This is a genomic window from Peptoniphilus harei (genome assembly GCF_900454685.1).
In the GTDB taxonomy this organism is placed as follows: Bacteria; Bacillota; Clostridia; order Tissierellales; family Peptoniphilaceae; genus Peptoniphilus_A; species Peptoniphilus_A harei.
In genome coordinates, this window is record NZ_UATM01000032.1 from 1743768 (window position 1) to 1756915 (window position 13148).

Below are 13148 nucleotides of genomic sequence, written 5' to 3' on the forward strand. Positions count from 1 at the left end.
TTTTTGAATATAAAAAAGCGACCCTCATATAAGGTCGCCCTATCATTTTTATTATTATTTTAATCTGGAAGAGGAGCTAGGACTAAGGCCCTTCCCTCGATTACAGTTTGTCCATGTTGATTTTCACAAACTGTACTTAATATTACCCTATTTGTGTCAGAGAATAATTCTTCAACAGTACAAGTTGCAGTGATCGTATCACCAAAGTGAACTGGGTGAGTAAATTTAAGATCTTGATTCAAATAAATAGTTCCTGGACCAGGTAACTGAGTTCCTAGCACTGAAGAAATGAATCCTGCACTAATCATACCGTGGGCTATACGTTCTTTAAATCTTGTCTTTTTCGCAAATTCTTCATTTATATGGGCAGGGTTAAAGTCACCAGATACACCGATATAGTTATAAACGTCTGCCTCAGAAACTGTTTTTGTAAAACAAGCACTTTGTCCTACTTTTAACTCATCAATAGTTTTTCCCTTTGTATTATCCATAAGTCACTATCCCTTCTATATTTATTTTGAACGTTTCTTTAGCCAATCTACTACTGTTGGCGCTACTTCTTCCTGACTTCTTCTACTAACAAACATTCCAATGTGTCCTGTAGGGAAAGATTTAGCTGTGTAGTCTTCACTTCCTACACAATCTCCAATTGGAATTGACGCAGCATTTGGAACTTGGTTATCTCTTTCTGCATAAAGGTTTAGGACTGGTTGAGTAATTTTCTTCAAATCTACTTTTTCACCAGCAATTTCCATTTCACCCTTCATTAGGCGATTTTCCCTGTACATTGCATTTAAAAATTCCTTGTATGCCATTCCAACTTGTCCCGGACTATCAAAAATCCATTTTTCCATAGTCATAAAGCTTGAAAGATGTTCAGGATCATCTAGGTCATTTATAACATCTACATATTTATTGACCATTAGTGAAAGAGGTTTTAAAGTTAGGAAACCAGTATTCATAAAGTCCCCTGGCACAACTCCATAGGCCTCTACCATCCTATCTGGATTTAAATATTTTCCCCATTTGAAAAGAAGTCCATCATCTGTTGAAAAGTCGACAGGTGTAACCATAGTCACTAGGTTCTTAATTTTTTCTGGATGAAGAGCTGTGTACATTAAACTAAAAGTACCACCTTGGCAAACTCCAAGAATGTTTATCTTGTCTACTCCCTTTTCCTTTCTAATGTGGTCGACACAATCGTCAATATAAATATTTATATAATCATCAAGACTTATATATTTGTCATCAGCAGTTGGAAATCCCCATTCGATTAAATATAAATCAAGACCACTGTCCACTAACTTTTTAATAAAAGACTTGTCTTGGCCAATATCCATCATAGAAGGAGTGTTAACAAGGGCATAAACAATTAGTGTTGGAACCTTGCTTATACTTCTTGTAGACTTTTTATAGTTATAAAGTTTTAATTTATCTTCCTCAAAAACAACCTCTCTAGGAGTCTGATTGGCGTGGTCATTAGTTGCACTAATCATACTTTCATAACTCTTTAGGAATTTTTCCTGAGCCTTTATTCCTTCCTCAATAGATGTCTTTATATCGAAAAAATCATTATACATATTTTTGCCTCCCTTAATTAACTATTTCAAAATTATAGGAAATAATTATTTGTCACTTTTTAAGCCTTCTTTTCCCCTAAGTTCTTCCAATTCTTTTTTAAGAGACCTAACTTCACGTCTCAATTCGTAAACATTTTTATAAACATTGTCTACTTCTGATTTTGTGACAATTGGAGAATCGCTAAGAGATTTTTCTATTAACTTGTCGTATTCTATTTTAAAAATCATATATGAATCTGCTGCTTTTGCAATAAGCTTTGAGAATTCATCAGTGTAGAAGTACTTTTCAATGGCATTTTCAACATGTTTTGACCACATCTTATAAAACTCATTGAAAGTTTTTGGATCTTCGCCCTTATCAACTGAGTCGAAGTATTCTTCAAAAACTTCTTGAGAATTTTTGTATCCAACTGATAAGGCCTTTGTTATAAATTCTGAAACAGAAATAAGCATATCAACCATAGAGTCTACAGCCCTGTTATTTTGTTCCAGTAATTCTCTAGAACTTCCCACTACAGGAGACTTTACTAAAATTCCAAAAGTCTTATTATAAGCATCCTTCCATTCTTTTAAGGCATCTGATAACTTCATTGGATCCTTATAAATAGATTCCATATATATCTCAGCTATATTTTGGTAAGCAAAAGACCATGGGCCAAGGAAATTTTCTAAAGTTTTTAAATAGGTATTAAAATAGCTTTGAGAATTAACCATTAAACCTTGCATTTCTTTAGGTAAAAGTGGAATCAGATTATTCGTGAATATTTCATTAAATTGCTTTACTAGTTGTTCAAGGTTCTCTTTATAAGTATCAGTTCCTGGCTTTAAAAAGTCGTCATTAAATTTTTTCCATTGTTCATAAGCTCCAAGATACAATTTGTTAGAATTTAGAATTTTTTCGAAGACATCTCTTGTGCCTGCTCCCATCATTTTGCTGGCATCAAGAGGATTGTATAATTCCATCATTTTTGTCCAAGCTTCGTAAGTATTATTGGAAAATACATTTTGTGGGCCTGCATTTTTCATCATATCTTCCCAACTTCTCATCCAAGCTTGTTGAAATTTTGCCCAATCTTGATATTTTGTAAAATCAAAGGCATTATCTTCAGATTCTTTATTTTCAGGGTCTCTCTTTGGCAGAGCATCCACCCATGCTTTCATCATATCTTGGCTTGTCTTGAACATATCATTCCAAGCATTGTAATTCATTGTCATATTATCCTCCCTAAATTTTAGAATTAAAAAATTTATTACTTCATCTTACTAATAGGTTACCCGGTTTTTATATTATAAAACAGCAATATTTGTTTTTGTTAAATAAATATTAAAGTTTATGTAAAATTTATTATTTCTTAGTTTTTTATTTGATTTTTGATTTCTTTATTATAAAATTTTTAATTTTATGTTTCTTCTACTCCCTTCCACAAAATATGATAAAAAAAATTTATTTGGAAATTAAAAAAAGACTTTGTTTGGAAATTCAAAATAAAAATAATTTAGCTTGAGGGTTTATATAAATTATTTTTAATTTAGATTCTTTGTTATTAAACTTTTAATTTTTAATTTTCTTGTCGTCCCTTTCACCATCTATGATTAATTAAAATTTTTATAAACTTAAAACCCAAATAATTTATCTCAAGACTTAATAAAATTTTTATTTTAACCATATTACCTATTATTTAATTGAATTTTAAAAGGTCCTTTTATATCTAATTTTAAAAACTTTTAATCAGCGTCATTTTTTTACAAGCTCATAGTTTATTTGAAAGTCAAAACTTTTTATAAAGTCATAATTTTTTACAAGTTCATAATTTTTCAGAAGCTTATAATTTATTACAAGGTCATAATCTTTCAGAAGTTCTTAACTTATTACAAGGTCGTTCCTTTTTAGAAGATCAAAGTTTATTAGAAGGTCATGATTTTTTACAAGCGCCTAGTTAATTAAAAAGTCTTAATTTTTCTCAAACTCATAATTAACTTAAGACTTGCAAATATTTTAAATATCAGAAATTTTTAAATTTTCATTAATATTTTTATTCACAAAACATATAAGAGAAGGACCCATAAAAATTTGCACAAAAAAGTAGGCTCATCTCTAAGCCTACTCTTAATTTATAATATTTTATTCTTCTTCAACTGTTTCAAGTTCAATTTTTACATCATCACTTGTTATTACTTCAGAGTCTTCTAGAATATTGTAATCTTCTTTTAGGCTTTCGTCGATTCCAATTTGAACCTTGGAATTAATACGAGCGCCTGTACCTGCTGGTATAAGTTGTCCAATTATAATATTTTCCTTTAGACCTTCAAGTTTATCTTCCTTACCCTTGATTGCTGCATCTGTAAGAACTCTTGTAGTTTCTTGGAAGGATGCTGCTGATAAGAAGGATTCTGTTGCAAGGGAAGCCTTTGTGATACCAAGTAAATTAATTTGACCAATTGCTGGTTCTTTACCTGCATCTATTGCGTCCTTATTTGCTTTTTTGTAGTCAACAACATTTACAAGAGATCCTGGAAGTAAATCTGTGTCTCCTGCATCTTCTATCTTGCACTTTGATAGCATTTGTCTAACAATAATTTCAATGTGCTTGTCGTTGATGTCTACCCCTTGAAGTCTATAAACTCTTTGAACTTCTTTTACAATGTATTCTTGTACACCTTTTTCGCCCTTAACACGTAGTAAGTCTTGTGGATATACAGAACCTTGTGTAAGTTCATCTCCTGCTTCAACTTCATCGCCTGCTTTAACCTTTAATCTTGAACCATAAACGATATTATAGGAGTCAACTGTTCCGTCTTCAGCTGTAATAAGAACTTCTCTCTTCTTGTTAGTTTCCTTGATGTCAACTACACCAGCACGTTCTGCAATTACTGCAAGACCCTTTGGCTTTCTTGCTTCGAAAAGTTCTTCAACTCTTGGAAGACCTTGAGTGATATCGGCAGCTGCCGCTACACCACCAGTGTGGAAAGTTCTCATTGTAAGTTGTGTACCCGGTTCACCAATTGATTGGGCAGCAATTACACCAACTGCTTCTCCAATACCAACGTGAGATCCTGTTGCAAGGTTTCTACCATAGCAGTGGGAACAAACACCGCTTTTACTCTTACAGCCAAGAATTGATCTAACCTTAACTTCTTCTATTCCTAGAGATTCAATTAGAACTGCGTCATCATCAGAGATTGGTTCGTTAGCTCCAACTATTAGTTCTCCAGTTTCTGGATTTACAATATCTTCAAAGGAATATCTTCCTTCGATTCTATCTGCAAGAGATTCTATTAGTTCTTTTCCATCTTTGAAGGCTTTAGCTACAAGATATTCATCTGTGCCGCAGTCTTCTTCAGATATGATTACTTGTTGTGAAACGTCTACTAGCCTTCTTGTCAAGTAACCAGAGTCGGCAGTCCTTAGGGCTGTATCGGCAAGACCCTTTCTAGAACCGTGGGCTGACATGTAGAATTCAAGTACTGATAGACCTTCCCTAAAGTTTGAAGTGATTGGAACTTCTATTGTCCTACCTGAAGGTGATGCCATAAGTCCACGCATACCTGCAAGTTGTCTGATTTGGTTCTTAGAACCTCTGGCTCCAGAGTCTGCCATGATGTAGATGTTGTTTAGGGCATCAAAGCCGTCCATTACATCGTCAGTTAAGTCATCTGTGGCCTTGTTCCAAATTTCAATTACCTTTTCATATCTTTCTTCATCAGATATAAGACCTCTTCTAAAGGCTTTTTCATACTTAGCTACTTCTTTTTCAGCTGCTGCTAAAATTTCTGGTTTAGATGCAGGAATTTGTACGTCACCCATTGAAATTGATACTGCTCCAATAGTTGAGTAGTGATATCCTGTTGCCTTGATGTTGTCAAGAAGTTCAGCAGTTTTTATATTTCCATGTTTTTTATAAGTTTTTTCAATTATTTTTCCAAGAAGTTTCTTGTCTACAACTTGGTCAATTTCAAGTGAATACTTGTCTTCATCCCTGTTAACAAATCCAAGGTCTTGTGGGATAAATTCGTTCATTAAAAATCTACCAACAGTTGATGATACAATTTTTCCCCTCTTGTCATTTTCATCTGCATATCTTCTTATAGATACCTTAGATTGAAGGTGTAAGAATCCTGATTCATAAGCGTGGAACATTTCATCATAGTTTCTGTAAATTGATCCGTCGCCCTTTAACTTATCTTCTCTCATAAGAGTTAGATAATATGAACCAAGAACCATATCTTGTGTAGGAGTAGTAATTGGCTTACCATCCTTAAGGGCTAAGATATTGTTAGTTGAAAGCATTAGTAGTCTTGCTTCAGCTTGTGCTTCAGTTGATAGTGGTAGATGGACTGCCATTTGGTCACCATCGAAGTCGGCATTGTATGCTGTACAAGAAAGTGGGTGAAGCTTAATAGCCTTACCTTCTACTAGGACAGGTTCAAAGGCTTGGATACCAAGTCTGTGAAGTGTCGGTGCACGGTTAAGCAGAACTGGGTGGTCTTGGATAACTTCTTCAAGTACATCCCAAACTTCTTCCTTTCCTCTTTCAACCATTCTCTTTGCAGATTTAATGTTATAAGTTAGGCCACGAGAAACAAGTTCCTTCATTACGAAAGGCTTGAATAATTCAAGTGCCATATTTTTTGGAAGTCCACATTGGTAGAATTTAAGATCTGGTCCAACTACGATTACAGAACGACCAGAGTAGTCAACTCTCTTACCAAGTAAGTTTTGACGGAAACGACCTTGCTTACCTTTTAACATTTCTGATAAAGATTTAAGTGGTCTATTTCCTGGTCCAGTAACAGGTCTTCCACGTCTACCGTTGTCAATAAGAGCATCTACAGATTCTTGTAGCATTCTCTTTTCATTTCTAACGATAATGTCTGGAGCATTGATGTCCATTAACTTCTTAAGTCTGTTGTTTCTATTTACAATTCTTCTGTATAAGTCGTTTAAGTCACTTGTTGCAAATCTGCCACCATCAAGTTGTACCATTGGTCTTAAATCAGGTGGTATAACAGGGATCGCATCAAGGATCATCCATTCAGGCTTGTTGTCTGATTGAATAAAGGCATCAATAACTTCAAGTCTTCTTGTTATTCTAATTTTCTTTTGTCCAGTTGCATCTTGGAGCTCTTCTGTAAGTTCGTCATTTTCCCTTTGAAGGTCAACTTTTTCTAGAAGGTCCCTAATAGCTTCTGCACCCATCTTTGCAGTGAACTTGTCACCATATTCTCTCTTGAATTCCCTATACTCAATTTCTGATAATAGTTGTTTTTCATAAAGAGTTGTTTCGCCTGGTTCAACATAAGTTACTACATAAGATGCAAAGTAAAGTACCTTTTCAAGGGCCCTAGGGCTCATGTCTAAAACAAGACCCATTCTTGAAGGGATACCCTTGAAGTACCAAATGTGTGATACTGGAGCAGCAAGTTCAATATGACCCATTCTTTCACGACGAACCTTAGCCTTTGTGACCTCAACGCCACATTTTTCGCAGACTACTCCCTTGTATCTTACTCTTTTATATTTTCCACAGGAACATTCCCAGTCCTTAGTAGGTCCAAATATTTTTTCACAAAATAGACCTTCTTTTTCAGGCTTTAATGTCCTATAATTTATAGTTTCCGGTTTTTTAACTTCTCCATAAGACCAAGATCTGATCTTTTGAGGTGAAGCTAGTCCAATTTTTATTGAATGGAATAATTCATGTTCGCTCAAGGAGCACTTCTCCTTTCATATTAATTAAAACAATAATTAATCTTCAGATTCATCGGATTCATCGTCGTCTTCATACTCGCCGTCTTCATCTTCGTAGATGTGACTTTTTTCAAAAGACTCAACTTCATCATTTGAAATTGTTCTGATTCCAATATTTGCAGTTCCAGTTTGTTCGATAAGTTCCTTTAATTCATCTTCATCTGATTTTGTATTTTTATCATCGATGTTATCAATCTTTGTTAGTTCATCTTCATCAACTTCAAGGTCAACTTCATTGCCCTTATCATCAAGAACTTGAATTTCAAGAGCTAGTGCTTGAAGTTCTTTTATTAGAACCTTAAAGGATTCAGGAACTCCTGGTTGTGGAATGTTTTCGCCCTTAACAATAGCTTCGTAAGTCTTAACACGACCAACAATATCGTCAGACTTAACTGTAAGCATTTCTTGTAGGGTATGGCTAGCACCATATGCTTCAAGAGCCCAAACTTCCATCTCTCCAAATCTTTGTCCACCGAATTGTGCCTTACCTCCAAGAGGTTGTTGTGTAACAAGTGAGTAAGGTCCAGTAGAACGAGCGTGGATCTTTTCATCAACTAAGTGGTGAAGCTTTAACATATACATGTAACCAACAGTTACAGGGTGGTCAAATTCTTCTCCAGTTCTACCATCTCTTAGTTGAATTTTTCCATCTCTAGAATATCCAGCTTCTTCAAGTGTGTCGAAGATGTCATTTTCATTGGCACCGTCAAATACTGGTGTTGCAACGTGCCATCCAAGTTTTTTGGCAGCAAGTCCCAAGTGAACTTCAAGTACTTGTCCAAGGTTCATACGAGATGGAACCCCTAGTGGGTTAAGAACAATTTGGATTGGTGTACCGTCTGGCATGTAAGGCATGTCTTCCTTAGGCATAACCCTAGAGATAACACCCTTGTTTCCGTGACGACCACACATCTTGTCCCCTACTTGAATCTTTCTCTTTGTAGCAACAAAGACTCTTACCATTTCGTTGACACCTGGTTGAAGTTCGTCTCCTTCAGACCTATTAAATGTCTTAACATCAACAACAATTCCATGTTCACCATGAGGAAGTCTAAGGGAAGTATCTCTTACTTCTCTTGCCTTTTCACCAAAGATTGAACGAAGAAGTCTTTCTTCTGCAGAAAGTTCAGTTTCTCCCTTTGGAGTTACCTTACCAACTAGGATATCTCCTGGTTTTACTTCTGCACCAATTCTTATAATACCCCTGTCGTCAAGGTCTTTTAGCATGTCTTCCCCAACATTAGGTATGTCTCTTGTAATTTCTTCAGGTCCAAGTTTTGTATCTCTTGCTTCTGATTCATATTCTTCAATGTGAAGTGAAGTTAATACATCATCAATAACAAGCTCTTGACTTACAAGCATGGCATCTTCGTAGTTATATCCTTCCCAGTTCATAAAGGCTATTAGGATATTTTTACCAAGGGCCATTTCACCCATATCAGTTGATGGACCGTCAGCAATGATTTCTCCTGCTTCTACAAGGTCCCCTTCATTTACAATAGGTCTTTGGTTAATTGTAGTTCCTTGGTTACCACCCATAAACTTGTGAAGTTTATATGTGTCGATTCCCTTGTCAGATTCTCTTTCCACTTCAATATGAACAGAGTCAACTTTTTTGATTTTACCCTTGTTCTTAGAAACAATTACAACACCTGAGTCCTTTGCTGCCCTGTATTCAATACCAGTTCCAACAACAGGAGCCTCAGTCTTTAATAGAGGTACTGCTTGACGCTGCATGTTGGCACCCATTAGAGCCCTGTTGGCGTCGTCGTTTTCCAAGAAAGGAATCATGGATGTACCTACAGCAACAATTTGTTGTGGAGAAACGTCCATGTAGTTTACGTCTTTTATGTCGAAAATATCGGCATTACCGCCATGACCTCTGGCAGCAATCCTATCTTCAACGAATTTATTATTTTCATCAAGTCTTTCGTCAGCTTGAGCAATGATTTGTTCGTACTCAACATCGGCAGTTAGATAATCTATTTGATCAGTTACAACTCCGTCAACAACCTTCCTATATGGTGTTTCAATAAAACCATAGTCGTTGATTCTTGCGTAAGTTGTAAGGGATGTGATAAGTCCAATGTTTGGACCTTCTGGTGTCTCAATAGGACACATTCTTCCGTAATGTGAGTTATGGACGTCACGCACTTCAAATCCAGCCCTATCTCTACTCAACCCACCAGGTCCTAGTGCAGATAACCTTCTCTTGTGAGTTAATTCTGATAGAGGATTATTTTGGTCCATAAATTGTGAAAGTTGGGAAGAACCGAAAAATTCTTTTATCGCAGCTGTCACAGGTCTAATATTTATCAGTGATTGTGGAGTTGTTGCATCAACATCTTGTACAGTCATCCTTTCACGGATAACTCTTTCCATTCTTGAAATACCAATCCTAAATTGGTTTTGAAGAAGTTCTCCAACAGATCTAATTCTTCTGTTTCCAAGATGGTCGATGTCGTCAACGGATCCCACGTTGTTCATAAGTCCAAATTCATAATTTATACCAGCGATAATATCGTCGATTAAAATATTTTTTGGAGATAGTTCTCTATGAGCCTTTACAAGCTCTTCCTTAAACTTTTCTGTGTCTTCAGAATATTCTTCATAAAGTTCATCGAAAAGTGGTCTATATACTTTTTCTTTAAAACCAAGTTCTTCCATGTCGAAGTCTAGTTCATAAGCATCAACAAAGGAGAAGTTGTTTCCAATTACTATTGTATTTTCACTTGCGTGTTCGTAGTTTTCGTCAGTCTTAATTAGGACTTGGTTAACACCAGCTGCTTCAATCTTTTCAGCCTTTGCCCTATTTAATAGTTCGCCAGCTTCTGCTAAGATTTCCCCAGTCATTGGGTCAACTATGTCTTCAGCAGGAATATTACCTTCAAGTCTTGCAGAAATGCCAAGCTTTTTGTTGAATTTATATCTACCAACTTTTGCAAGGTCATATCTTCTGTCATCGAAGAACATATTCTCAAAAAGTGATTGAGCTGAATCAATAGTAGGTGGTTCACCTGGTCTTAATTTTTTATAGATTTCAAGTAAAGCTTCATTCTTGTTAGTAGTAATATCTTTTTCAAGAGTCTTTAATACAGCTTCACTTTCTCCAATTACGTCCATGATTTCTTGGTTAGATTCAACACCAATAGCTCTTAATAAGACAGTAATAGGAATTTTTCTTGTCCTATCAATTCTTACATTGATAACGCCTTGAGCATCAGTTTCAAATTCAAGCCAAGCTCCCCTATTTGGTATAAGTGTTGCCGAATAGATTTTCTTACCTGTCTTGTCTCTTTCTTCCTTATAATATGCTCCAGGACTTCTTACAAGTTGTGAAACAACTACACGCTCTGCCCCATTTATTACAAATGTGCCAGTTGGTGTCATAAGTGGAAGGTCGCCCATAAAGACTTCCTGTTCCTTAACTTCGCCAGTTTCACTATTGATAAGTCTTACCTTTGCCTTTAATGGCGCAGAGTAATTTGTGTCTCTCTGTTTAGATTCGTCTATATCATATTTGATTTCATCAGATAAATGATAGTCCACAAATTCTAAAATTAAATTTCCAGAGTAATCCTCAATAGGAGATACGTCATCAAAAACTTCTTTCAATCCTTCTTCAATCAACCATTTGTATGAAGAAGTCTGCACGTCAAGAAGATTTGGAAGTGACATAACTTCATCTACACGAGAAAAACTCATTCTCTCACGTTTCCCATATTTAACAGGATGTACCATTAATTTTCTCACCCTAGCCTTTCAAATGAGTGTATCCAATTAGAGTACAAATCACCACTCTAATTATTATTATGCAAATAGGTATTTTATCATTATTGCCGACACTTTGCAAGGTTTTTAAATAAAAAAATCCTGCCAAAAGGCAGAATTCTTTTTAAAGTCTAATATAAGCGTAACCTTCGTTTTGAAGCTTTACGATTTTTGTTATAACTAAGTCTTCGATTTTGATTTCTGAAGGAATTAGTTCTTCTTTAAGTCTGTTTTCTTCTAATGCTTTCTTTCCTATTGTAATATTAACCTTTGGATTTCCAATAATTCCTTGGAAGTCAACTCCAGAGTATCTGTTAAATAATGCAGCTGCTTTTGACATTGCAATTATTTCTATTTGGATGTCATCAAAGTTGTCTAACAAGTCTCTTACGTTTGATATTACAGAAGTCCACTTGTCTTGTTCTACTACGTGAAAAATTACCTTCATATGTATCACTCCTTATTAGATAATATTTTACACTAATAAAGAGAAAAAGGAAAGGTCCTTAATAAATTTCTACTTTTTAAGGACAAGTTTTAAAATTTCTCTTATCTCATCAACTCTCAAAAGGATGAGAAGTATAAGATAAATTAGGCCTGCTACAAGAATAGAAATAAGAAGAGATAAATTTATGCTAAAGCTTTTTGTAAGGACTTCATAAACTAGTCTCGATCCAAGAGCCATAGCTCCTGACGAAATTGTTATTTTTATAAGATTTTTAAGAAGCTTCTTATCAAACACATTTCCTATTAGTCTTATAGAAGAAAAATACATTGCAAGGGCTCCAACAATAAAGGAAATTGATGTAGCAAAAGCAATCCCCCTAATTCCCATGACTTTTGATAATAAAAGTGCAAGGGCAATATTAATTCCAACAATAATTAGAGAATTGTAAACTGGCGTCTTGTTGTCGCCAAGAGAGTAGAAGGCTCTTGAAATAATTTCTCTAACCCCAATTCCTATAACTCCAAAGGCAAAGAAAGATAAGACTGTAGCAGTAATCCTAGCATCTTCAACAGAAAATTCTCCCCCAACAAATAAGAGATTTACAATTGGAAAAGAAAAAACATAAAGGCCAAAGGCTGCCGGCACAACTAGGATTAGCATATTTGAAAGACCTTCTGACAAGGCATCTTTTAAATTTTCTAAATCTTTTTTTGATCCAAACTTTGCAAGCTTAGGATAAGTTGCAGTGATAATTGAAGTTACAACAATTCCTGTGACAAAACTTTGCAGCTTATAGGAATAATTTAAGATAGAAATCCCACCAGCATAGGCTCCAGATGCAAGAGAACGTGAAATCATAAAGTTTATTTCAATTGCAGAAGTTGAAATCAAAATTGGAAGAATAGAAGTAAATAACTTCTTAATATCTTCATTGAAATCAATTTTTAAAGAATGCTTGTAGCCAAGCTTCTTAATTGGCCTAATAAAAATCCCATATTGAAGGACAAAGGCCAAGAGAATTCCCACTGCAAGATAATTTATCCCCATCTTGTAGGCAAACCCCATGGAAATAATTATTATGATATTCATAATAATTGAGTGAAGGACAGAAATTACAAACTTTTCATGAATTTGTAAGTAGGCCTTGTAGATAGAACTTACTGCTGTTACGGCAATTGATAGCATGGCAACTCTTGAAACAAAAATTGCAAGCTCAAGCTTTTCTCCAGAAAAACCTTCAGCCATTAACTTGACAAGAGGTCTTGCAAATATAATGGAAAGAATTGTCACTATTGCAAAGACAATAAAAATTATATTTGAAAGATTAGCAGTAAAGATGTCAGCAAGTTTCTTGTCGTCCCTCTCCTTAATTTTGTCGTACATAGGGATATAGCCGTTGGCAACAGCACCACTAATGACATTGGTAAAGGTCATAGGAAGTTGGAAGGCTACTAAAAAAATATCTGCCACCATGCCAACTCCAAAGAAGTAAGCAAGGGCCTTCTCCCTCAAGAGTCCAAAGACCTTGGAGAGGATTGTAATTATCATAAGTATATAAGAAGTTTTCATTTTTTCTCCTTTAATTAAAAAAACTTGGGTT

Annotated in this window: 7 protein-coding genes; all 7 read right to left on the reverse strand. The window is 35.1% G+C overall.

Annotated elements, in window-relative coordinates; genetic code table 11:
• Positions 1–59: 59 nt before the first annotated feature.
• On the reverse strand, positions 60–491 hold the full coding sequence (locus DRZ96_RS09650; protein ID WP_112890494.1) for a MaoC family dehydratase: 432 nt from the start codon (positions 489–491) through the stop codon (positions 60–62).
• A gap of 21 nt (positions 492–512) precedes the next feature.
• Positions 513–1580 carry a class III poly(R)-hydroxyalkanoic acid synthase subunit PhaC gene (gene phaC, locus DRZ96_RS09655; protein WP_112890495.1) on the reverse strand — a complete coding sequence of 356 codons (1068 nt, stop codon included), beginning with the start codon at positions 1578–1580 and terminating at the stop codon, positions 513–515.
• Between the two features lie 45 nt (positions 1581–1625).
• Complete coding sequence (locus DRZ96_RS09660; protein ID WP_112890496.1) at positions 1626–2795, reverse strand: poly(R)-hydroxyalkanoic acid synthase subunit PhaE; 1170 nt, start codon at positions 2793–2795, stop codon at positions 1626–1628.
• A gap of 907 nt (positions 2796–3702) precedes the next feature.
• Positions 3703–7290 (reverse strand): DNA-directed RNA polymerase subunit beta', encoded by a 3588-nt coding sequence (gene rpoC, locus DRZ96_RS09665; protein ID WP_112890497.1) that lies wholly within the window; start codon positions 7288–7290, stop codon positions 3703–3705.
• 36 nt (positions 7291–7326) lie between these two features.
• Positions 7327–11070, reverse strand: coding sequence for a DNA-directed RNA polymerase subunit beta (rpoB, locus tag DRZ96_RS09670; protein WP_112890498.1), 3744 nt, complete (start codon positions 11068–11070; stop codon positions 7327–7329).
• Positions 11071–11224: 154 nt separating this feature from the next.
• Positions 11225–11548, reverse strand: a complete 324-nt coding sequence (locus DRZ96_RS09675) for a DsrE family protein (protein WP_112890499.1) — start codon at positions 11546–11548, stop codon at positions 11225–11227.
• A gap of 69 nt (positions 11549–11617) precedes the next feature.
• Positions 11618–13117 (reverse strand): murein biosynthesis integral membrane protein MurJ, encoded by a 1500-nt coding sequence (gene murJ, locus DRZ96_RS09680; protein ID WP_112890500.1) that lies wholly within the window; start codon positions 13115–13117, stop codon positions 11618–11620.
• Positions 13118–13148: the final 31 nt, after the last annotated feature.

Bases quoted from the DNA above. Each gene is read 5' to 3' on its own strand.
- phaC (WP_112890495.1), bottom strand. From the start codon at position 1,580: ATGTATAATGATTTTTTCGATATAAAGACATCTATTGAGGAAGGAATA.
- murJ (WP_112890500.1), bottom strand. From the start codon at position 13,117: ATGAAAACTTCTTATATACTTATGATAATTACAATCCTCTCCAAGGTC.
- DRZ96_RS09650 (WP_112890494.1), bottom strand. From the start codon at position 491: ATGGATAATACAAAGGGAAAAACTATTGATGAGTTAAAAGTAGGACAA.
- DRZ96_RS09660 (WP_112890496.1), bottom strand. From the start codon at position 2,795: ATGACAATGAATTACAATGCTTGGAATGATATGTTCAAGACAAGCCAA.
- rpoB (WP_112890498.1), bottom strand. From the start codon at position 11,070: ATGGTACATCCTGTTAAATATGGGAAACGTGAGAGAATGAGTTTTTCT.
- DRZ96_RS09675 (WP_112890499.1), bottom strand. From the start codon at position 11,548: ATGAAGGTAATTTTTCACGTAGTAGAACAAGACAAGTGGACTTCTGTA.